The sequence below is a fragment of the Streptomyces sp. NPDC055632 genome (assembly GCF_053618675.1).
Genome location: NZ_JBSHHY010000027.1, coordinates 69,629 through 89,348 on the forward strand (window position 1 = coordinate 69,629; position 19,720 = coordinate 89,348).

At 73.0% G+C, this 19,720-nt stretch carries 22 protein-coding genes; 12 read left to right on the forward strand and 10 right to left on the reverse strand.

All coding sequences use genetic code 11. The features are described 5' to 3' along the window. Nucleotides 1-9 precede the first annotated feature (9 nt). The 5 genes from recA to ACWGSR_RS28170 all read right to left on the reverse strand — a co-directional run bounded on the left by recA (nucleotide 10) and on the right by ACWGSR_RS28170 (nucleotide 4,249). On the reverse strand, nucleotides 10-1,179 hold the full coding sequence (recA, locus tag ACWGSR_RS28150) for a recombinase RecA (protein ID WP_453570171.1): 1,170 nt from the start codon (nucleotides 1,177-1,179) through the stop codon (nucleotides 10-12). A gap of 75 nt (nucleotides 1,180-1,254) precedes the next feature. Continuing rightward, the gene (locus tag ACWGSR_RS28155; RefSeq protein ID WP_376235744.1) at nucleotides 1,255-1,755 is read right to left on the reverse strand and encodes a single-stranded DNA-binding protein; all 501 of its coding nucleotides are present in this window, start codon (nucleotides 1,753-1,755) and stop codon (nucleotides 1,255-1,257) included. Nucleotides 1,756-2,001: 246 nt separating this feature from the next. Continuing rightward, nucleotides 2,002-2,784: a zinc finger domain-containing protein gene (locus ACWGSR_RS28160; RefSeq protein ID WP_453570174.1), complete on the reverse strand. Its 783-nt coding sequence runs from the start codon at nucleotides 2,782-2,784 to the stop codon at nucleotides 2,002-2,004. Continuing rightward, a complete protein-coding gene (locus ACWGSR_RS28165; protein WP_376235749.1) occupies nucleotides 2,781-3,296 on the reverse strand; it encodes a hypothetical protein in 516 nt (171 codons plus the stop codon). The genes ACWGSR_RS28160 and ACWGSR_RS28165 overlap by 4 nt, the downstream gene beginning before the upstream one ends. Continuing rightward, nucleotides 3,293-4,249: an ATP-binding protein gene (locus ACWGSR_RS28170; RefSeq protein ID WP_453570177.1), complete on the reverse strand. Its 957-nt coding sequence runs from the start codon at nucleotides 4,247-4,249 to the stop codon at nucleotides 3,293-3,295. Before ACWGSR_RS28170 ends, ACWGSR_RS28165 begins: the two co-directional genes overlap by 4 nt. 834 nt (nucleotides 4,250-5,083) lie before the next feature. Between ACWGSR_RS28170 and ACWGSR_RS28175 the strand changes: the two genes are divergently transcribed. The 7 genes from ACWGSR_RS28175 to ACWGSR_RS28205 all read left to right on the forward strand — a co-directional run bounded on the left by ACWGSR_RS28175 (nucleotide 5,084) and on the right by ACWGSR_RS28205 (nucleotide 11,148). After that, on the forward strand, nucleotides 5,084-5,977 hold the full coding sequence (locus ACWGSR_RS28175; RefSeq protein ID WP_453570180.1) for a HipA family kinase: 894 nt from the start codon (nucleotides 5,084-5,086) through the stop codon (nucleotides 5,975-5,977). Beyond that, the gene (locus ACWGSR_RS28180; RefSeq protein WP_453570183.1) at nucleotides 5,974-6,357 is read left to right on the forward strand and encodes a DUF3037 domain-containing protein; all 384 of its coding nucleotides are present in this window, start codon (nucleotides 5,974-5,976) and stop codon (nucleotides 6,355-6,357) included. The genes ACWGSR_RS28175 and ACWGSR_RS28180 overlap by 4 nt, the downstream gene beginning before the upstream one ends. 178 nt (nucleotides 6,358-6,535) lie before the next feature. Continuing rightward, nucleotides 6,536-7,297, forward strand: coding sequence for a 3-oxoacyl-ACP reductase FabG (gene fabG, locus ACWGSR_RS28185; RefSeq protein ID WP_376235758.1), 762 nt, complete (start codon nucleotides 6,536-6,538; stop codon nucleotides 7,295-7,297). Between the two features lie 34 nt (nucleotides 7,298-7,331). After that, nucleotides 7,332-8,099 carry an SDR family oxidoreductase gene (locus ACWGSR_RS28190; RefSeq protein ID WP_376235760.1) on the forward strand — a complete coding sequence of 256 codons (768 nt, stop codon included), beginning with the start codon at nucleotides 7,332-7,334 and terminating at the stop codon, nucleotides 8,097-8,099. 148 nt (nucleotides 8,100-8,247) lie between these two features. Further along, nucleotides 8,248-9,828: an ABC transporter substrate-binding protein gene (locus ACWGSR_RS28195; protein ID WP_376235762.1), complete on the forward strand. Its 1,581-nt coding sequence runs from the start codon at nucleotides 8,248-8,250 to the stop codon at nucleotides 9,826-9,828. A gap of 93 nt (nucleotides 9,829-9,921) precedes the next feature. Continuing rightward, entirely contained in the window at nucleotides 9,922-10,605 is a 684-nt protein-coding gene (gene ung / locus ACWGSR_RS28200; RefSeq protein ID WP_376235765.1) for a uracil-DNA glycosylase, read from the forward strand. 69 nt (nucleotides 10,606-10,674) lie between these two features. After that, nucleotides 10,675-11,148 (forward strand): hypothetical protein, encoded by a 474-nt coding sequence (locus ACWGSR_RS28205; RefSeq protein ID WP_376235767.1) that lies wholly within the window; start codon nucleotides 10,675-10,677, stop codon nucleotides 11,146-11,148. A 49-nt stretch (nucleotides 11,149-11,197) separates the two neighbouring features. Here ACWGSR_RS28205 and ACWGSR_RS28210 read toward each other — a convergent pair whose 3' ends face one another. Both ACWGSR_RS28210 and ACWGSR_RS28215 read right to left on the reverse strand, forming a co-directional pair. Further along, nucleotides 11,198-11,665 carry a hypothetical protein gene (locus ACWGSR_RS28210; RefSeq protein WP_453570189.1) on the reverse strand — a complete coding sequence of 156 codons (468 nt, stop codon included), beginning with the start codon at nucleotides 11,663-11,665 and terminating at the stop codon, nucleotides 11,198-11,200. A 233-nt stretch (nucleotides 11,666-11,898) separates the two neighbouring features. Beyond that, a complete protein-coding gene (locus ACWGSR_RS28215) occupies nucleotides 11,899-12,426 on the reverse strand; it encodes a DinB family protein (RefSeq protein ID WP_453570192.1) in 528 nt (175 codons plus the stop codon). A 135-nt stretch (nucleotides 12,427-12,561) separates the two neighbouring features. Between ACWGSR_RS28215 and ACWGSR_RS28220 the strand changes: the two genes are divergently transcribed. Both ACWGSR_RS28220 and ACWGSR_RS28225 read left to right on the forward strand, forming a co-directional pair. After that, the gene (locus ACWGSR_RS28220; protein WP_453570195.1) at nucleotides 12,562-12,735 is read left to right on the forward strand and encodes a hypothetical protein; all 174 of its coding nucleotides are present in this window, start codon (nucleotides 12,562-12,564) and stop codon (nucleotides 12,733-12,735) included. 56 nt (nucleotides 12,736-12,791) lie between these two features. Continuing rightward, nucleotides 12,792-13,697, forward strand: coding sequence for a Gfo/Idh/MocA family protein (locus ACWGSR_RS28225; RefSeq protein ID WP_376235778.1), 906 nt, complete (start codon nucleotides 12,792-12,794; stop codon nucleotides 13,695-13,697). A gap of 25 nt (nucleotides 13,698-13,722) precedes the next feature. Here the strand turns inward: ACWGSR_RS28225 and ACWGSR_RS28230 are convergent, their stop codons facing one another. Both ACWGSR_RS28230 and ACWGSR_RS28235 read right to left on the reverse strand, forming a co-directional pair. Beyond that, nucleotides 13,723-14,595, reverse strand: coding sequence for an undecaprenyl-diphosphate phosphatase (locus ACWGSR_RS28230; RefSeq protein ID WP_376235780.1), 873 nt, complete (start codon nucleotides 14,593-14,595; stop codon nucleotides 13,723-13,725). A 139-nt stretch (nucleotides 14,596-14,734) separates the two neighbouring features. Beyond that, nucleotides 14,735-15,490: a TVP38/TMEM64 family protein gene (locus ACWGSR_RS28235; RefSeq protein ID WP_376235783.1), complete on the reverse strand. Its 756-nt coding sequence runs from the start codon at nucleotides 15,488-15,490 to the stop codon at nucleotides 14,735-14,737. A gap of 220 nt (nucleotides 15,491-15,710) precedes the next feature. On the opposite strand from ACWGSR_RS28235, the gene ACWGSR_RS28240 reads away from it, so the two are divergent. The 3 genes from ACWGSR_RS28240 to ACWGSR_RS28250 all read left to right on the forward strand — a co-directional run bounded on the left by ACWGSR_RS28240 (nucleotide 15,711) and on the right by ACWGSR_RS28250 (nucleotide 18,312). After that, nucleotides 15,711-16,526, forward strand: coding sequence for a DNA alkylation repair protein (locus ACWGSR_RS28240; RefSeq protein ID WP_453570218.1), 816 nt, complete (start codon nucleotides 15,711-15,713; stop codon nucleotides 16,524-16,526). After that, a complete protein-coding gene (locus ACWGSR_RS28245; protein ID WP_453570199.1) occupies nucleotides 16,523-17,377 on the forward strand; it encodes a patatin-like phospholipase family protein in 855 nt (284 codons plus the stop codon). The genes ACWGSR_RS28240 and ACWGSR_RS28245 overlap by 4 nt, the downstream gene beginning before the upstream one ends. 89 nt (nucleotides 17,378-17,466) lie before the next feature. Beyond that, nucleotides 17,467-18,312: a spermidine synthase gene (locus tag ACWGSR_RS28250; protein ID WP_376235788.1), complete on the forward strand. Its 846-nt coding sequence runs from the start codon at nucleotides 17,467-17,469 to the stop codon at nucleotides 18,310-18,312. Here ACWGSR_RS28250 and ACWGSR_RS28255 read toward each other — a convergent pair. Beyond that, entirely contained in the window at nucleotides 18,274-19,632 is a 1,359-nt protein-coding gene (locus ACWGSR_RS28255; RefSeq protein WP_376328895.1) for an MFS transporter, read from the reverse strand. The genes ACWGSR_RS28250 and ACWGSR_RS28255 overlap by 39 nt on opposite strands. Nucleotides 19,633-19,720 lie beyond the last annotated feature (88 nt).

Consider the following 19,720-nt stretch of genomic DNA (forward strand, 5'->3'; position numbering starts at 1 on the left):
GGCTGGTCTTCACGGCCCGGCCGGGGTGCCGTCGAGGAGGACACGGGGGACCGGAGCGCTCGGGGCCGACGAGGCCGGCCCGGTGGAGCGCCGACCGGCCGCGGCCGAGCCGAACGGCACGGTGTCGGGTGGGGCCGCTCGGTTCGCCGTATCGGTCCGGGGCTCCGCCGCCGGGGCCTCCGGCTTCGCCACGATGTCCAGTTTCTCCCTGATCTTCTCCTCGATCTCGTCGGCCGGGCCGGGGTGGTCCTTCAGGAAGGTGCGGGCGTTCTCCTTGCCCTGGCCGAGCCGGTCGCCCTCGTAGGTGTACCAGGCACCGGACTTGTGCACGAAGCCGTGCTGCACGCCCATGTCGATCAGCTCGCCCTCGCGGCTGATGCCCCGGCCGTAGAGGATGTCGAACTCCGCCTGCCTGAACGGCGGGGCGACCTTGTTCTTGACGACCTTGACGCGGGTGCGGTTGCCGACCGCGTCCGTGCCGTCCTTGAGGGTCTCGATGCGGCGGATGTCGAGGCGCACCGAGGCGTAGAACTTCAGGGCGCGGCCACCGGTCGTGGTCTCCGGCGAGCCGAACATCACGCCGATCTTCTCGCGGAGCTGGTTGATGAAGACCATCGTGGTTCCGGAGTGGCCCAGCGCGCCGGCGATCTTCCGGAGCGCCTGGCTCATCAGACGGGCCTGGAGACCCACGTGCGGGTCGCCCATCTCGCCCTCGATCTCCGCGCGCGGGACGAGCGCGGCGACGGAGTCGATGACGATGAGGCCCAGGGCGCCGGAGTGGATGAGGGTGTCGGCGATCTGCAGGGCCTGTTCGCCGTTGTCGGGCTGGCAGACCAGCAGGGCATCGGTGTCGACGCCGAGCCGCCCGGCGTACTCGAGGTCGAAGCCGTACTCGGCGTCGATGAACGCCGCGGTCCCGCCCGCCTTCTGCGCGTTGGCCATGGCGTGCAGGGCCAGGGTCGTCTTGCCGGAGGACTCCGGGCCGTAGATCTCCACCACGCGGCCGCGCGGCAGGCCGCCGACGCCGAGGGCGAGATCCAGGGCGATCGAGCCGGTGGGGACGACCTCGGTCGGGGCCCCCGGCTCATCACCCAGGCGCATCACCGAGCCCGCGCCGAACCGTTTTTCGATCTGGGCGAGGGCGAGTTCGAGCGCTTCCTCGCGGTCCTGTTCCTTCATGGGGTCCGCCTCGGGTGGGTGCGGTTTGCGGTGTGTGGTGTGCGGTCGCGGCCGGCGCACGGGTGCGTCGGCCCGTCAGAAGGGATCCGCCTCCTCGCGGGGGGCATGTCGTCCGGCCTCGGCGGGGACCGGCCGCTCGCCGTCGGGCCGGGGGAACGGGTCCCCGGCGGGAGAACGGGGGCCGCTGCGGGAACCGGCGGGGACGCCGGTGTGCGGGGGCCTGGTGATCGTCGCGGCGGTGAACCGCAGCGACGGGCCGATCTCGTCGGCCTCCAGCTCGACGACGGTCCGCCTCTCGCCCTCCCGGGTCTCGTACGTCCGCTGGCGCAGTCGCCCCTGGACGATGACGCGGGTGCCGCGGGTCAGGGACTCGGCGGCGTGCTCCGCCTCCTGCCGCCAGACCGAGCAGCGCAGGAACAGCGTCTCGGCGTCCCGCCATTCGTTGCTCTGCCGGTCGAAGGTGCGGGGCGTGGACGCGACGGTGAAGTGTGCGACCGCGTCGCCGGACGGGGTGAGGCGCAGCTCGGGGTCGTCGGTCAGGTTGCCGACGACGGTGATGACGGTTTCACCGGCCATGGCAGTTCTCCTCTCGTGCGACGGGTGATTCCTCACCCGTACCTGTTCGAGTTCGGCGGGCGGTCTCATACCGGTGGTGGCGGTGCCCGGAGGGGAGGCCGCGCCGCTCCGGCCGGGTGCGAGGGGCGAGCTGGGCGGCGCGGACCTCCAGGGGGCGCGGTGGCGAGAGGCAGCAGGGGGGCGCGGTGGCGAGGGGGCAGGGCGCCGGTACGGCGGCCTTTTCCCGAGACGGGGCGATCACCGGGTTCACCTCGCCTCGCTCTCCTGCCCCGGCCCGGGCTCGGCGAGCCCGGCCGCGAGGAGCCGTGCCTGGTGGGCAGGGGCCCTCCTCAGCGGGATCCCGAGCCGGGGGACGGTGCAGGGACGGCCCGCGGCGGCCCCGCACCAGGGGCAGGGCACGCGGAGGGAGCGGACGCGAGGGTCGCGCTTCGAGCCGGTGAGGCGGGAGGGCGGACCGCCCGGGACGGCGGGTGTGCGCCGGACCCGCCGTCCTGAGGCGATCGCGGTCACCAGCTCGAGGAGTTCCGCGCGATAACGGCGAGGATCGTCGGGGTCGCTGTCCGGGAGGGGCAGCGGGTTGCGGGCGAGCCGCTCCTCCCGGATCGTGCGCACTTCGGCGCGGATGTCGGAGGCGGCGATACGGGACTGCTGCATGCCCAGCCGGGACACGGCCGCCCGCACATCGGCGACGTCCAGGTCGGCGAGCAGCAGGTGCCAGGCGTCCGTCGTGGTGTCCTCCAGGTGCATCGACGGGCACATCGCCGCTACCAGGGCGACGAGTTGGGCCGTCTCGGCCGGCAGCATTCGCTCTTCCCTTTCGTGGAGGGACGTGCCGGCTGACGCCGGTGCGCCGCTTCCCGCGGTGTCCACCGGCCGCCGGTACACGTACAGGACGGCCCCGCAGGCGCACCGCAGCCGCTCGCCGTCCTCGAACGTCCAGCGGCCGCAGTCGAGGTGACCGGCTCGGGAGACCAGGAACCACACCGTGCCGAGCGCGTCCCGGCCGGGGTGGGCGACGACGGCGGTCACGGATCCTCGCCACCCTCGAGGGGGAGCAGACGGTGCAGGTCGAGCGTGCCGGTGTGCAAGGCGCGGGAGATCCGTTCCCGTCCGCCGGGCAGGGGGTGCAGGCTGAACGACCGCGGTTCGGAGGCCGACAGCACGCCCAGCCCCGGGATCGCCTCGCCGGTGGACGGGTCGACGACCGGATCGAGGCAGGTCAGCCGCGCGAGGAACTGCCGCTGCCAGCTGGAGCGCACCCGGACCAGCGTCTCCACCTCGCCGGGGTGGTTGTCGGCCACCCAGGCGGTGAAGGCCTCTTCGTCGGCGACCACGACCGCCGGCCTGGGGTCGACGAGGGTGAGCGTGGCGACCGGTGTGTCGTCCGGCAGGGTCACCCGGACCGACTTCAGGTTCAGCTCGGCGCGGGCCGCGCGCAGCCCGTCGAGGACCTCGTGGCGCTCGGTCCGGTACTCGGCGTCGACGGCGTCGAGCAGCACCCGGAGCACGGCGACCCGGGTGGCGTGCTCCTTGAGGTTCATGCGGACCCGCCCTTCCGCCCGGCCCCGGCCCCGGCCCCGGCACCGGCCCCGGACTCGATGTCCTCGGCGACCCTGTTCCTCGCCGCCGCGGTGCCGTGGCGCACTATCAGCTGGCCGAGCGTGCGGGTCTCCCCGGTGTCGTCCAGGACGGCGGCGCCGAGCAGGTTGTGCCGGCGGACCTCCTCGTACAGGGCGCGCAGCTCCTCGTGGTCGGCGCCCGGCGCGGTGGCCGCCGTGACGTAGTCGGAGACGGAGACGGCGGGCTTGCCGGACTCGAGCCAGCCGAGGACGGCCTCGGCGAACTCCGGGCCCGGCTTGTGGAGCACCGTCCCGGACAGCGGCTTCGCCCGGGACTTGGAGATCACCAGGGTGTTCTCGTGGTCGAGATCGCCGACGATGTCGAATTCGTACTCGATGCCCTCCCGCTGCTCGGGCTTGAGCCCGATCTTGCGCGGCACCTTGCGGCCGCGCTCGTCGGCCTCCACGACGTACTCGGTCTTGGTGCGCATGGTGACGACGAGGTGACCGGGATAGGCGAGCAGGGCGTCGATCATCGCCCGCTCCTGGGGGCGGGCCTCCTTCCAGCCGGCGAAGCTGCCGCCCGCCCCCAGGCGCTTGGCCGCGTTGTCGACCTGCTCCAGCATCCCGCCGGTGCCGGACCAGAAGTGACTCAGGGAATCGACGATCATGACGTCGTAGCCCTCGTGGGCGGCCACCGCGAGCGCTTCGACGAGGGTGGTGGGCTGGAACGTCGTGAGCGGGAGGGTGTCGAAGGCGAACTCGTCGGCGTACTTGGCGGCGCTGCCGTGCTCGGTGTCGATCAGGGCGACCCGCTCGCCGAGCCCGGCGGCGATGACCAGGGCGGTGTAGGTCTTGCCCGACCCGGTGGGGCCGGCGAGCGCGATGCGGGCCTTGGCCTGTTCCTTGGTGGCGGTGGTGAAGGTGAGGTTCACGCCGTACTCCTGGCGTCCGCGACGACGGTTCCGGGTGGGCCCGGCGGACAGGGGACGCGGTCCTCGTCCGGCAGGACGTGCGCCCGCACGGCCGTCGCTCTTATCGAATGTGTATTCGAATTACTGTCTGCGTCCACGCTAAACGCGCAGGAGGGAAGAATCCACCCTTTTCCGCAGGGAAAATACTGGACAAAGTGAAATGTCAGAAAAGAGGCGTATAATCACTCCCCGCATGTGCGCGGGTGTCGGACGTCTCCGGTGTCGGCGGCCGGGCGCGGAGCATGTCGAAGGCGCCCGGGCCTCGTTGCGTGCGATCGGCCGCACCGCGAGGTGGGAGTCCACGCCGGCTTCGGCCGGGAGGTCCGCGGCGGCCACGGCCGGCGCGCGGAACGGTTCCGGTCCCGGGCGTTCGTGATCCTTGACGGCACCCTGCCGCCGAGCGACCGGATCGCCGCCGACACCCCGCACCGCTCGGGCGAACGCAGAGCGCCACGGCATGAACGTCCGAGTCCTGACCGCCGCCGGCAACCGCGGCACCAACCGCATCACGGCGATCGTCCGGACCTCCTCGTCCTTCACCGCGCGTCGGCGTGAGGTCGGAGAAGGCTCACTCATCCCCGGCGATCACCCTGAGTTACTATGCTCACTTCATGCCGGAGGCCGGCGGCAAGGGGCGCGGTGCCATCGACGGACTGCTCGGGGAGTGGGGGAGGGCGGCGTGCCGGTCGGAACTCCCCGGATTCTCCCCAGTGTCGCCGACGGCGATTCCCCCCGTTGCGCCCTCACGAAGATGCCCGTGGATTGCAAGGATGAAGAGATGGGTGGCCTGGGAAAGTGTTGGAAGAGGTCGTAGCGACCCGCTATGTCACACCCCTGCGTGAGGGAGGCTCGCTCCCCGGGATCGTCGAGGCCGACGACCTCGGCACGTACGTCATGAAGTTCACCGGCGCGGGACAGGGCCGCAAGACCCTGGTCGCCGAGGTGATCTGCGGGCAGCTCGCCCGCCGGCTCGGGCTGCGGGTGCCCGAGCTCGTCACGATCCAGCTCGACCCGGTCATCGGGCTCTCCGAACCCGACCAGGAGGTGCAGGAGCTGCTCAAGGCGAGCGGCGGGCTCAACCTGGGCATGGACTTCCTGCCGGGGTCGCTGGGCTTCGACCCGCTGGCGTACGAGGTGGACCCGGCCGAGGCGGGCCGGGTCGTCTGGTTCGACGCGGTGATCAACAACGTCGACCGGTCCTGGCGCAACCCGAACATGCTCGTCTGGCACGGCGACCTGTGGCTCATCGACCACGGCGCCACCATGATCTGGCACCACAACTGGCCGGGGGCCGCAGCCTCCGCCGCCAAGCCGTACGACGCCTCCGACCACGCGCTCGCCCCCTTCGCGCCCGACGTCGCCGCCGCGGCCGCCGAGCTCGCGCCGCTCGTCACCCGCGAACTCCTCGACGAGGTCGCCGCCGACGTGCCCGACGAGTGGCTCGTCGACGAGCCCGGCTTCGCGGGCCCGGACGAGGTGCGGGCCGCCTACGTCGAGGCGCTGCTGCCCCGCGCCGCCACCATCCACGAGCGGATCACGCTCGGACCGCGCACCGAGAACCGGCCCCAGCAGCCGCCCGGCTGGCTCGCCGAACGCCTCGCGCCCCGAACGCGCCCCACCGGGAAGCCCGCCGACCAGGCCGCCGGCCAAGCCACCGAGAAGCCCATCGAGAAGGACAGCACCACGTGAGCGACCGCGACGTCTTCGAGTACGCGCTGCTGCGCGTGGTGCCGCGGGTCGAGCGCGGCGAGTGCTTCAACGCGGGCGTGGTCGTCTACTGCCGCGCCCGCTCCTTCGTGGCCGCCCGCACGCACCTGGACGAGGCCAAGCTGGCGGTGCTCGACCCGGCGGCCGACGTGACCGGCGTACGGGCGGCCCTGCGCGCCGTCGAAGGGGTCTGCCTCGGCGGGGACGCGGCCGGACAGGCCGCCCGCGACGACGCCGGGCGCCGCTTCCGCTGGCTGATCGCGCCGCGCTCCACGGTCGTGCAGCCGGGGCCCGTGCACACGGGCCTCACCGCCGATCCCGAGGCCGAGGTGGAGCGGCTGCTCGAACTCCTCGTGCGCTGAGCGCCCGCGCCCGGACGCAGGGTGACCAGGTGCACCCGGTGGGCCGTTGACACCGGGTGCCAGGGCTTCTAGCGTCTCGTCTGCGGACGATACTAAGCGGTCGCTCATGTGCGGGACGCAGGAGCGGACGCCGGTCCGGCCGCCACCAGGGACGATCCAAGGGCGAGGAGAACCAAGCATGTCCACCACCGAGCAGCGCGTAGCCGTCGTCACGGGTGCCGCACGGGGCATCGGCGCGGCCACCGCGCTCCGCCTCGCGGCCGAGGGCCGCGCCGTCGCCGTACTCGACCTCGACGAGGCGGCCTGCAAGGACACCGTCGAGAAGATCACCGCCGCGGGCGGCACCGCCCTCGCGGTCGGCTGCGACGTCTCCGACGGCGCCCAGGTGGAGGCCGCCGTCGCGCGCGTCGCCGCCGAGCTCGGGGCGCCGACGATCCTCGTCAACAACGCGGGCGTGCTCCGCGACAACCTGCTCTTCAAGATGTCCGAGTCGGACTGGGACCTCGTCATGAACGTGCACCTCAAGGGTGCCTTCCTGATGGCGAAGGCCTGTCAGAAGCACATGGTGGACGCGGGCTTCGGCCGGATCGTCTCCCTCTCCTCCTCGTCGGCGCTCGGCAACCGCGGCCAGGCCAACTACTCCGCGGTCAAGGCCGGCCTGCAGGGCCTCACCAAGACCCTCGCCAAGGAGCTCGGCAAGTTCGGCGTCACCGCCAACGCCGTCGCCCCGGGCTTCATCGTCACCGAGATGACCGCGCAGACCGCCGAGCGCGTCGGCATGGGCTTCGAGGAGTTCCAGGCCGCCGCCGCCTCCATGATCCCGGTGCAGCGGGTCGGCCGCCCCGAGGACGTCGCCAACGCGATCGCCTTCTTCACGGGCGACGACGCCGGCTTCGTCTCCGGCCAGGTCATGTACGTGGCCGGCGGCCCGCTCAACTGACGACCGGCAGCGGCAGAGACAGGAGGAGACGGACATGAGCACGCAGGAACCGCCGGAGCTGTCCGGCAGGGTCGCCCTGGTCACCGGGGCGAGCCGCGGCATCGGCTACGGCATCGCCGAGGCGCTGGTCGCCCGCGGCGACCGGGTCGTCATCACCGGGCGCGGCGAGGAGGCCCTCAAGGAGGCCGTGGAGCGGCTCGGCGCGGACCGGGCGATCGGCGTCCCCGGCAAGGCCCACGACGAGGCCCACCAGGCCGCCGCCGTCGAGGCGGCGATGGACGGCTTCGGCCGGGTGGACTTCCTGGTCAACAACGCCGGGACGAATCCGGTCTTCGGCGCCATCGCGGACCTGGACCTCAATGTGGCCCGCAAGGTCTTCGAGACCAATGTGATCTCCGCGCTCGGTTTCGCACAGCGGACCTGGCACGCCTGGCAGAAGGAGAACGGCGGGGCGATCGTGAACATCGCCTCGATCGCCGGCGTATCCGCCTCGCCCTTCATTGGGGCGTACGGAATGAGCAAGGCCGCGATGGTCAATCTGACCCTTCAGCTGGCGCATGAATTCGCGCCGGTCGTGCGAGTGAACGCAATCGCCCCGGCCGTTGTCAAGACGAAATTCGCGCAGGCTCTCTACGAGGGCCGCGAGGCGGAGGCCGCCGCCTCCTATCCGCTCGGCCGGCTCGGCGTTCCGGCGGACATCGGCGGCGCGGCCGCCTTCCTCACCTCCTCCCAGTCGGAGTGGATCACCGGCCAGACGCTCGTCGTCGACGGCGGGATTTTCCTGAACGCCGGAGTCGGGTGACCGATAACCGGACACTTTCCGGAATTCGTGTCCGGATTGAGCCCGGTTCTGCATCGAATGCCTCAAGTGCCCCGTCGGGCTCGAACATTGACCTGACGGGGTGCTGCGGTATCGTCGGCCGACCCATGGCTGAACGAGGAGCGTGCACGTGTTCAACCGGACCAGTCTGCAGGCGGCTGCAGCCCTTGTGTCCATATCCCTGGTGACCGGATGCGGTGTCTTTTCGGACAGTGAATCCACCGGGGACCAGAGGCTCGTGGTCGGCACGACGAGTTCTCCCTCCACGCTTGATCCGGCCGCGTCCTGGGACAATGCCTGGGAGCTCTTCAGGAATGTCTTCCAGACCCTGGTGAGTTTCCCGACGGGCAGCACGACCCCGCAGTCGGACGCCGCGGACTGCAAGTTCACGGACACCGCCAGCCGGGTCTTCGAGTGCAAGCTCATCGACGGCCTCACGTTCTCCAACGGGCACAAGCTGGACGCCAAGGCCGTGCAGTACTCGATCGAGCGCATCCGCACGATCAACCACAAGGGCGGCCCCAACGGCATGCTCGGCTCCCTCGACAAGATCGAGACCGTCGGCGACCGCACGGTCGTCTTCCGGCTCAACAGGTCGGACGCCACCTTCCCGTTCGTCCTCGCCACCCCCGCCATGTCCATCGTGGACCCGGCCGACTACCCGGCCGACCGGCTCCGCTCCAAGGACGGCAAGGTCAGCGGCTCGGGTCCGTACACCCTGGACGCGTACACCGAGGGCGGATCGGCCGAGCTGACGAAGAACCCCACGTACAAGGGCTTCGCCACCCTCAAGAACGGGGGGGTGACCATCAAGTACTTCAAGGAGTCCGAGGCGATGGTCGCGGCGCTCCGCAAGAAGGAGATCGACGCCACCTACCGCGGCCTCACCGCCGAGGAGGTCGTCTCCCTCCAGGACGACAAGCCCGAGAACCAGGGTCTCCAGCTCGTCGAGTCGACCGGCACCGACATCCGCTACCTCGTCTTCAACGCCCAGGACCCCTCGGTCGCCAAGCTCCCCGTCCGCAAGGCCATCGCCCAGCTCGTCGACCGCGAAGAACTGGTCAGCAGGGTCTACCAGGGCACCGCCGAACCCCTGTACTCCATGGTGCCCAAGGGCATCGCGGCCCACACCACCAAGTTCTTCGACCGCTTCGGCACGCCCAGCGTCGAGAAGGCCACCGAGATCCTCCGCGAGGCCGGCATCGACAAGCCCGTCAAGCTGACCTTCTGGTACACCACGGACCGCTACGGCTCCTCGACGGCCGCCGAGTTCGCCGAGCTCAAGCGGCAGCTGGAGGAGTCCGGGCTCTTCGAGGTCACCCTGAACGGCAAGCCCTGGGCGGAGTTCCAGGCGGCCTACCAGAAGGGCGAGTACCCGGTCTTCGGCCGCGGCTGGTTCCCCGACTTCCCGGACCCGGACAACTTCGTCGCGCCCTTCGTGGGCAAGGAGAACGTCCTCGGCACGCCCTACCTGAGCCCCCGGATCACCAACGAGCTCCTCCCGAAGTCCCGCCGCCAGAGCGACCGCGGGACCGTCACGGACGAGTTCGTGGCGGCCCAGGAGATCCTGGTCCAGGACGTCCGCCTGCTGCCCCTGTGGCAGGGCAAGCTCTACATCGCGGCCCGCGAGGACATCGGCGGCGGCGAGCGCGCCCTCGACCCGCAGACCGTCATGCAGATGTGGGAGCTGCACCGCCGGGCCAGCTGGTAGGCGGACGCCGGCGAGGACCTGCGGGGGCCGCTGTCAGTGGCCCCCGGTAGGTTCTGGGACGTAGACAGGAACGTCCACCGGAGGTTGTTGACCGTGACCGACACCAGCATGCTGCCCGAGTCCTGGCGGGGTGTTCTCGGCGAGGAGCTGCAGAAGCCGTACTTCGCCCAGCTCACCGAGTTCGTCGAGGAGGAGCGCGCCAAGGGACCGGTCTTCCCCCCGAAGGACGAGGTGTTCGCCGCCCTCGACGCCACCCCGTACGACAAGGTGAAGGTCCTGATCCTCGGTCAGGACCCCTACCACGGCGAGGGCCAGGGCCACGGCCTCTGCTTCTCGGTCCGCCCCGGCGTGAAGACCCCGCCCTCCCTGCGGAACATCTACAAGGAGATGAACGCCGAGCTCGGCCTGCCGATCCCGGACAACGGCTACCTGATGCCGTGGGCTGAGCAGGGCGTCCTCCTGCTCAACGCCGTGCTGACCGTCCGCTCCGGCGAGGCGAACTCGCACAAGGGCAAGGGCTGGGAGAAGTTCACGGACGCGGTGATCACCGCGGTCGCCTCGCGCCCCGACCCGGCCGTCTTCGTCCTGTGGGGCAACTACGCGCAGAAGAAGCTGCCCCTCATCGACGAGGAGCGGCACGTGGTGGTGAAGGGCGCCCACCCCTCGCCCCTGTCGGCGAAGAAGTTCTTCGGGTCGCACCCCTTCACCCAGATCGACGAGGCCGTGGCGGCGCAGGGCCACGAGCCGATCGACTGGCGCATCCCGGACCTCGGCTGAGCCTCGGCCCGATCGGGGCCGGGTGCGGCTAGCGTCGGCCCTCCCAGTGGTGATCTTGTGGAGGTCGCGGTGACCGAGCAGCAGCAGGTGTCGGACGACGGGGTCATGACCAGGATCGGGCAGGCCCTGATGCTGCTCCACGGCGGCGACCGCGAGGAGGCCCGCAACCGCTTCGGACTGCTCTGGCAGCAGATCGGCCCGGACGGGGACCCCCTGCACCGCTGCACCCTCGCGCACTACATGGCGGACACCCAGGACGACCCCGACACCGAGCTGGCCTGGGACCTGCGGGCGCTGAGCGCGGCCGAGGACCTCACGGACGAGCGGCTCGCCGCGCACGACGCCTCGGCCGCGGTCCGCGCCCTGTACCCCTCGCTCCACCTCAACCTGGCCGCCGACTACGCCAAGCTCCACCGGCCCGACGCCGCGCGCGCCCACCTGGACCGGGCCCGCGCGGCGTCGGAGCACCTCGACGACGACGGCTACGGGAACGGGGTGCGGGCCGCGATCGAGCGCCTGGAGCTGCGGCTGCGGGCGGAGTGACGGCCCGCCGGCCGTCCACGGGCGGCCCCCTCGCCCCCGTGTCCCCGGCTCACCGGCCGTACGGAGCGGGACAGATCTCCGGCCGGCCGCCGCCGGGGCCCAGGGCCCCGTACCGCTCGCCCAGCGCGCAGACGTCGGACGGGGAGAGCGGGGGCCTCACCGGCGGCTCCACCGCCCGGGGCGGCCCGGTCGGGCCGGTCGAGGCGGCCGGTCCGGGCCGGTCCGGCCGGACCGGCGGACGCGGGTCTTCGCGCCGGGGCGGTACGACGCCGGGGCGCGGCGCCTCCGGGAGCGCCGGGGCCGCCGACCGCCGCTGCCGCTCGGCCGCGGGGGTCGCGCGGGGCGCGGCGGACGGCGGGGGAGCGGGGAGCGCCGCTTCGAGGGCCTCGCGGGCCGGGCCGTCGACGATCTGCGGCGCGACGTCCTTCCCGGTGCGTACGGGCTCCGCCGCGGGAGCGGGGACGGGGGCGGGCGCCGTCGGCGCGTCCACCGAGACGCAGCCGGTCAGGGCGGCCATCGCCGCCCCTAACAGGATCTTCGCTGTGGTTCGGGTTCCATGCACCCGCGTCACTCTGCTGCTCCGGCGGCGGTCTCCGCGCCCCTACCGGCGGGGAATGCCCCGCACGGGTGAGCCGTCGCGCACCCGGCCTTGACCCCGCCGGCCGGACGGACGGCGGGACGACGGGGCGGCAGGGCGGGGGCGGACGCCGGTCGAGCCGCCCGGGTCGGCCGCCGGCCGCGCGGTCCGGGTCAGTCGCCGGTCGCGCCGTCGATCCGCTCCCGGAGCAGGTCCGCGTGGCCGTTGTGGCGGGCGTACTCCTCGATCATGTGGAGGTAGATCCAGCGGAGGTTGAACTCCTCCCCGCTGCGGCGCTTGCCGACGCCCAGGTCGTCCAGGCCGCGGGTCGCCGCCAGGGTGCGGGCATGGGCGATCTCGGCCTGCCAGGTGGCGTAGGCCTCCTCGTAGGTGTCCCCCTCCTCGGCGTGGATGTCCCGGTCGAGGTCCTCCTCCGTCGAGTAGATCCAGGGGGCCTCCTCACCGGCCAGGGTGTGGCGGAACCAGCCGCGCTCGACCTCGGCCATGTGCCGGACGAGACCGAGCAGGTTGAGGTCCGACGGCGGAGCGGAAGGGGTGCGCAGCTGGGCGTCGTCGAGCCCCTCGCACTTCCTCGCGAGGGTCGCGCGGTGGAAGTCGAGCCACTGCTCCAGCGCTTCGCGCTCGCCCGAGGTGGTGGACGGCGGGACGCGCGGGACTGTTTCGGTCTGTTCGGTCGTCATGCCGGCATCGTTCCCCATGATCGCAGGACGACGCCAGCGAATTCACGCCCGCGCGGACCGGGGCCGGTCCCCGGGCGTGCCGCGCGGCAACTCGTCGATCCCGGTCCGCAGTTCCACGAGGTCCGGCACGGCCGAGTGGAAGGAGCCTGCCGCGCCGTCGTCGTCGGGGCCGGCATCGGGGGGCTCACCGCCGCCGTCGCCCTGCGCCCGGCCCTCGTTGGCGCGGCCTCCCGCCTCGGACCCGGGTTCCGCCTGCGGGGCTTCGACGGCGTCACCGACCGGCGGCCCCGGCCGTCCCGCGTAAGCTGACCGGCGCGAACGGCCCGTACGAGCGGGGCCGGCGAACGACGACAAGGGAGACCCCCGTGAAGGTTGGCTGCATCGGACTCGGCGACATCGCGCAGAAGGCCTACCTTCCCGTCCTCGCCACCCTCCCCGGGGTCGAACTGCACCTGCAGACCCGCACCCCCGCCACCCTGGAGCGGGTCGCCGACACCCTGCACCTGCCCGCCGGCCGGCGCCACACCGACCTCGACGGGCTGCTCTCCGCCGGACTCGACGCCGCCTTCGTGCACGCCTCGACCGCCGCGCACGCCGAGATCGCCGAGCGGCTCCTCGACGCCGGCGTCCCCACGTACGTCGACAAGCCCCTCGCCTACGAGTACGCCGACTCCGAGCGGATCGTGGAGCTCGCGGAGAAGCGCGCGGTCTCCCTCGCCGTCGGCTTCAACCGGCGCCTCGCCCCGGGCTACGCCCAGTGCCTGGAGCACCCGCGCGACCTGATCCTGCTCCAGAAGAACCGGATCGGCCTGCCCGAGGACCCCCGCACGCTGGTCCTCGACGACTTCATCCACGTCGTCGACACCCTGCGCTTCCTGCTGCCCGGCGAGATCGAGCACGTCGACGTGCGGGCCCGGGTCCGCGACGGCCTGATGCACCACGTGGTGCTCCAGCTCTCCGGCGACGGGTTCACCGCCATCGGCATGATGAACCGGATGAACGGCTCCACCGAGGAGGTCCTGGAGGTCTCGGGCCAGGACACCAAGCGCCAGGTCCTCAACCTCTCCGACGTCGTCGACCACAAGGGCCAGCCGACCGTCCGCCGGCGCGGCGACTGGGTGCCCGTGGCCCGGCAGCGCGGCATCGAGCAGGCGGTGCTCGCCTTCCTCGACGCGGTGCGCGAGGGCCGGGTGCTCAGCGCCCGCGACGCCCTGCTGACCCACGAGCTGTGCGAGCGCGTCGTACGGGAGTCCCTGGCGCAGGCGTCCTGACGGCCTGCCCTCCCGGGGGGCGTCGTCAGCCGGCGGACTCGCCCGCGTGCGGACTCAGGACGTCCGTGCCCACCAGGACGAACAGCAGGATGCCGAGCAGGATCCGGTAGATCACGAAGGGCATGAAGCTCTTGGTGGTGATGAACTTCATGAACCATGCGATGACGGCGTATCCCACCACGAAAGCGACGATCGTCGCGAAGATGGTCGGCCCCCAGGAGACGTGACCCTCGCCCGCGTCCTTCAGTTCGTACGCGCCCGAGGCGAGGACCGCCGGGATCGCGAGGAGGAAGGAGTAACGGGCCGCCGCCTCGCGGGTGTAGCCCATGAGCAGGCCGCCGGAGATCGTCGCGCCCGAGCGGGAGACGCCGGGGATCAGGGCCATCGCCTGGCAGACGCCGTAGATCAGGCCGTCCCGCACCCCGAGGTCCTTGAGCGTCTTGCGCTCGCGGATCGCCCGGTGGCGGCCGCCGATCTCGTCCCGGGCGGCCAGCCGGTCCGCGACGCCCAGGACGACGCCCATGACGATCAGGGTGGTGGCGATGAGCCGCAGGTCCCGGAAGGGGCCCTCGATCTGGTCCTTGAGCGTGATGCCGAGGACGCCGATCGGGATCGAGCCGACGATCACCAGCCAGCCCATCTGGGCGTCGTGGTCGGACCGCATCGACTTGTCGGTGAGGGAGCGGAACCAGGCCGAGACGATCCGCGCGATGTCCTTGCGGAAGTAGATCAGGACCGCCGTCTCCGTGCCGATCTGGGTGATCGCGGTGAACGCCGCACCCGGGTCGTGCCAGCCGGCGAACGCCGCCGTGAGGCGCAGGTGCGCGCTGGAGGAGATGGGGAGGAACTCCGTCAGCCCCTGGACGAGTCCCAGGATGAACGATTCGAACCAACTCATGGGGCCAGGGCCGTCCCGTTTTGTACGTGTGTGGTCAGAAGGTCGTGCGCAGCGTACCGTCCCGAGGTGAAGAATCCCCCGACAGAGGATGTACGCGAGGTAGCGCCCGCCGTATCTCCCGGGAGGCCTCCGGCAAACCTCAGCGGGCGCTGCCCGCCAGTTCCGGTTCGGGCGTGTCGTCCCGCGCGGGGGCCGGTGCCCGCAGGCCGTGCCGCTTGCGCCAGGCCACCACCGCGCCGCCGATCCCCGACAGGACGATGAAGCCCGCGGAGAAGAGGAAGGCCGGCGAGTCCGGCGAACCCGCCTGGGCGCCCGCCACCACGTACGCCGCCGTGTTCGGGATGGTGCCGATCCCCGTCGCGAGGAGGAACGGCACGTACTTCATCCGGGAGACCGCCGCGCAGTAGTTGGCCGCCGCGAACGGCACCCCGGGGAACAGCCGGATCGCCAGCATCGAACGGAACCCGTGCCGGCTCAACTGCCCGTCCGCCGCCGTAAGGAGGCGGCCCCGCAGCAGCGGCCGCAGGGCGTCCTGGCCCAGGTAGCGGCCGAGGGTGAACGAGATCCCGGCGCCGAGCACCGTCCCCGCGACCGCCCCCGTCAGACCGGCGGCCGAGCCGAACAGCGCGCCCGCCGCCAGGTTCAGGACCGGGCGCGGCACGAAGGCCGCCGTGCACACCCCGTACGCCAGGGCGAACAGCAGCACCGCGCCCGCGCCGCTCGTCCGTGGTGGCCAGCCCGAGGCCAGCAGGCGCTGCGGTTCGTAGAGCACCACGAGGGTGGCCGCCGTGAGCAGCAGCAGCGCGAGCAGCGAGAGCCGCGAGCGGGGAGCGAGGAGGGCCCGGGAACAGCGGACGGCGAGGGAGCCCGGCGGCCGGGGGACGGGAGCGAGCATTCGGGGAGAGTAACGGACGGGTGCGTAGGAGCGCCGTAATGTGCGTCATGTCCGTCCGGACCGGATTCCGGAGCACGCCACGACCGAGGGGCCCCTCATGACGACCGAACCCGTGTCCGGGGGAGCGCCGGCCGAGAGGTCCCCGAGGACCGGTCCCGTGCCCGGGGGAGTCCGGGCCGAGGGACCCCCGGCGACCGGTCCCGCGTCTGGGGGAGCGCCGATCCGGAGGCCCCCGGCGACCGGATCCGTATCCGGGGAAGCCCCGGCCCGGAAGCTTCCGGCGACCGGTCCCGCGCCCGGTGAAGTCCCCGACAGCGCCCTCGCCGACAACGTTCTCGAACGGCTCACCGCCGTCTACCCGGCCGCCGGGAACCCCTTCCGGGCGCAGGAGATGGTCGCGTACATGAAGGGCGTCGCGCCCTTCCTCGGGGTGCGGACGCCCGAGCGCCGGGCCCTGTCCCGGACCGTCCTCGACGGCACCCCGCGCCCCGACGAGGACGACTGCGCGGCGATCGCCCTGCGCTGCTTCGCGCTGCCCGAGCGCGAGTACCACTACTTCGCCGTCGACTACCTCCGCCGCCACGTGCGGCGCTGCTCCTCCGGCTTCCTGCCCGTCGCCCGCCGCCTCGTCACCACCGTCTCCTGGTGGGACACGGTCGACCACCTCGCCGCCCACGTCGTCGGCGGCCTGGTCGCGGCCGACCCCGCCCTCGCCCCCGAGATGGACGCGTGGATCGACGACGAGGACCTGTGGGTCGCGCGCACCGCCCTCCTCCACCAGCTCCGTTTCAAGGGGGACACCGACGCGGACCGCCTCTTCGACCACTGCCTGCGCCGCGCCGACCACCCCGACTTCTTCATCCGCAAGGCGATCGGCTGGAGCCTGCGCGAGTACGCCAGGACCGCCCCCGCCGAGGTCCGCGCCTTCGTCACCGCCCACGGCGCCCGGCTCTCGCCCCTCTCCGTCCGCGAGGCCCTCAAGAACCTCACCCCGCCCGCCGGCCTCCCCAACCACCCTCCCAGAATGGGGACATGACACGGGAGACGGAGAAGCGGACGGCACTGGTACTGGGCGCGGGCGGCATGGTCGGGGCCGCCTGGGAGACCGGAGTGCTGCGGGGACTCCTCGACGCCGGTCTCGACGTCACCGGGGCCGACCTCGTCGTCGGCAGCTCCGCCGGCGCGGTCGTCGGGGCGAGGCTCGGCGCGCTCGGCCCCGACGCGCTGTACGAGCGGGAGCTCGGCGACGAGGACGTGGAACCGGCCGCACGGCTCGGGATCCCCGTGCTCCTCCGGTACGCCGTCGCCGTCCTGCGGTCCCGCACCCCGGAGGAGTACGGACGCAGGATCGGCCGGCTGGCCCTCGGGGCCCGCACGGTGGACGGGGCGGTCCGCCGCGAGACCGTGGTCCGGCGGCTCGGACCGGCCGTGGAGTGGCCCGGCCGCCCGCTGCTCGTCACCGCCGTCGACGCCACCACCGGCGAACTCGTCGCGTACGGCGCGGACGCGGGCGTCCCGCTGGCCGACGCCGTCACCGCGAGCTGCGCCGTCCCCGGCCTCTGGCCCCCGGCCACCGTCGGCGGACGCCGTCTGATCGACGGCGGCATCCACTCCACGGCCAACGCCCACCTCGCCGCCGGGTACGAGAGGGTCGTGGTCGTCGCCCCCGACGGACGCGGCAGCAAGGTGATCCCCTCGCCGGACCGGCAGGGCGCCGACCTCGCCGCCGCGGGGGCCCGCGTCGAGGTGATCACCCCCGACGCCGCGTCCCGCGCGGCCTTCGGACGCAATGCGCTCGACCCCGCACACCGGGCCGCCGCGGCCCGCGCCGGACGCGCCCAGGCCGCCCGCCACGCGGAGGCCGTCGCCGCCGTCTGGAACGGCTGACCCGGGCTCCCCCCTCACAGAGCGGCCGGCACCCGGACCGGTCGGCACCCGCGCCAGTGGGCCGGCCCCGCCCCCGTCACAATGGGACCGTGAACGAGCACATCCCCGTCGTCCGCGAGGTCGACCAGGGCACCGCGCGCCTCATGCCCGACGTGGACCGGGAGCGGGCCTGGCTCCTGACGGTCGACGGCGCGCCCCAGTCGTACGTCGACCTCGACGACCCGGCGTACCTGGAGTTCGAGTACGCACGCCGGCTCGCCCACGTCGTCGACGGCGCGGCCGGCGAGGGCGAGCCGCTGGACGTCCTGCACCTGGGCGGCGGGGCGCTCTCGCTGCCCCGGTACGTCGCCGCCACCCGGCCCGGCTCGCGCCAGGACGTCGTGGAGGCCGACCGCGGTCTGCTCGCCCTGGTCGCGGAACACCTGCCGCTGCCCGAGGGGTCCGGGACCACCGTGCACGGCGCGGACGCCCGGCGCTGGCTGGAGGCGGCCCCCGCCGCCTCGGCCGACCTGATCGTCGGCGACGTCTTCGGCGGCTCGCGGGTGCCCGCCCACCTCACCTCCGTCGAGTACGCGCGCGAGGTCCGGCGCGTCCTGCGGCCCGGCGGCGTCTACGCCGCCAACCTGGCCGACGGCGCCCCCTTCGCCTTCCTCCGCTCCCAGCTCGCCACCTTCGCCGCCGTCCTCCCCGAACTCGCGCTCGTCGCCGAACCGTCCGTCCTGCGCGGCCGCCGCTTCGGCAACGCCGTCCTGGTCGCCTCCGACCGCGCGCTCGACACAGCCCGCCTCGCGCGCCGGGCCGCGGCGGACGCCTTCCCCGCGCGCGTGGAGCACGGGGACGCGCTCGCCCGGTTCACCGGGGACGCGGAGCCGGTCGTGGACGCCGGGGCCGTACCGTCACCCGTTCCCCCGGACGGCGCCTTCGGCATCGGCTGAGCGGGGTCCCGGCACGGCCGGGAGCTCCTTCCCGGTGGGCTCGACGGGCGGGTGCGCGGGCGCGTGCGGACGCCTGGTCAGGTTCCGCACGTCCGGCACCAGCAGGACGAGGGCGGTGACGACCACCATCAGCACTGCCGCGCCCCACAGCGCCCCGCTCCGGCCGAACGCGCCCTCCGCCGGGCCCGTGAGCGCCGTCGTCAGCGGCAGCAGGGCCGTCGAGCCGAACCAGTCGTAGGCGGAGACCCGGGACAGCTTCTCCTCCGGGATCTCCTGGTGCATCGCCGTCATCCACGAGACGCCGAAGACCTCCAGCGCCACGCCGCTCACGAACATCGCGACCGCCAGGCCGCTCGCGGACAGCGGCACCGCGAGCGCCGCCGAGGGCAGCGCGATCGGGAAGACGCACAGCGTCCCGACGAACAGCATCCGGCGCGGCTTCCACCGGGTCATCAGGACCGCGCCGACGACCGTCCCCACCCCGTACGCGGCGAGCGCGAAGCCCCAGGGGCGCGCGCCGCCCAGCTCCTCCCGGGCGACCAGCGGTCCGTACACCGCCTCGACCGCTCCGATCAGGCCCACCACCACGGAGAACTGGGCGACGATCGACCACAGCCAGGGCCGGCCGACGAACTCCTGCCAGCCCTCCCGCAGGTCGGAGAAGAGCCCGCCGCCGGGAGCGCGCTCGGGGACACCCCTCACGTCGAGGAAGGCGCGCAGCCCGCCCGCGACGGCGAAGGCGACGGCGTCGACCACCAGCACCCAGCCGGGTCCGACGAAGGCGACGAGCGCGCCGCCGAGCGCGGCGCCGCCGATGGAGGCGCCGTGCATCGCCATCCGGAAGACGGCGAACGCCCGGCTCGCCTGCTCCCCGCTGACGGTGGCCATGAGCATGCCCTCGGCCGCCGGGTTGAAGAAGGCCTGGCCGGTGCCGCAGAGCGCGGTGAGCACCATCATCTGCCAGATGCGGGCCTCGCCGGAGAGGACGAGGGCGGCGAAGACGGCCTGCGACACGCAGTTGAGGACGTTGGCGGCGACCATCACCCGGTGCCGGGGCAGCCGGTCGGCGACGGCGCCGCCGACGAGCAGGAAGAGGACGAGCGGCAGGAAGCGCGCCGTCGCCACGAGGCCCACGTCGCCCGCGTCGCCGCCGGAGTCGAAGACCGCCCAGACGGTGGCGATCAGGGCGCCGTGCGTGCCGAGGTTGGTCACGACCGTGGCGGCGGTCAGCAGGAGGTAGTTGCGCCCGGCCCACTCGGGGCGGCGGGAGCGGGGAGGGGCGGGGGAGGGGGAGACGGGGGAGTCGGCGGGTGATGTCACCCCGGGACTATCCCCGGCGTCCGGCCGAAGTGCCAAACCGATGTGCGGACGGGCCGCGGCGCCGGCCACCGGGACGCCGGGTCCCGGT

Bases quoted from the DNA above. Each gene is read 5' to 3' on its own strand.
- recA (WP_453570171.1), bottom strand. From the start codon at position 1,179: ATGAAGGAACAGGACCGCGAGGAAGCGCTCGAACTCGCCCTCGCCCAG.
- ACWGSR_RS28155 (WP_376235744.1), bottom strand. From the start codon at position 1,755: ATGGCCGGTGAAACCGTCATCACCGTCGTCGGCAACCTGACCGACGAC.
- ACWGSR_RS28165 (WP_376235749.1), bottom strand. From the start codon at position 3,296: ATGAACCTCAAGGAGCACGCCACCCGGGTCGCCGTGCTCCGGGTGCTG.
- fabG (WP_376235758.1), top strand. From the start codon at position 6,536: ATGTCCACCACCGAGCAGCGCGTAGCCGTCGTCACGGGTGCCGCACGG.
- ACWGSR_RS28190 (WP_376235760.1), top strand. From the start codon at position 7,332: ATGAGCACGCAGGAACCGCCGGAGCTGTCCGGCAGGGTCGCCCTGGTC.
- ACWGSR_RS28210 (WP_453570189.1), bottom strand. From the start codon at position 11,665: ATGGCCGCCCTGACCGGCTGCGTCTCGGTGGACGCGCCGACGGCGCCC.
- ACWGSR_RS28215 (WP_453570192.1), bottom strand. From the start codon at position 12,426: ATGACGACCGAACAGACCGAAACAGTCCCGCGCGTCCCGCCGTCCACC.
- ACWGSR_RS28230 (WP_376235780.1), bottom strand. From the start codon at position 14,595: ATGAGTTGGTTCGAATCGTTCATCCTGGGACTCGTCCAGGGGCTGACG.
- ACWGSR_RS28235 (WP_376235783.1), bottom strand. From the start codon at position 15,490: ATGCTCGCTCCCGTCCCCCGGCCGCCGGGCTCCCTCGCCGTCCGCTGT.
- ACWGSR_RS28245 (WP_453570199.1), top strand. From the start codon at position 16,523: ATGACACGGGAGACGGAGAAGCGGACGGCACTGGTACTGGGCGCGGGC.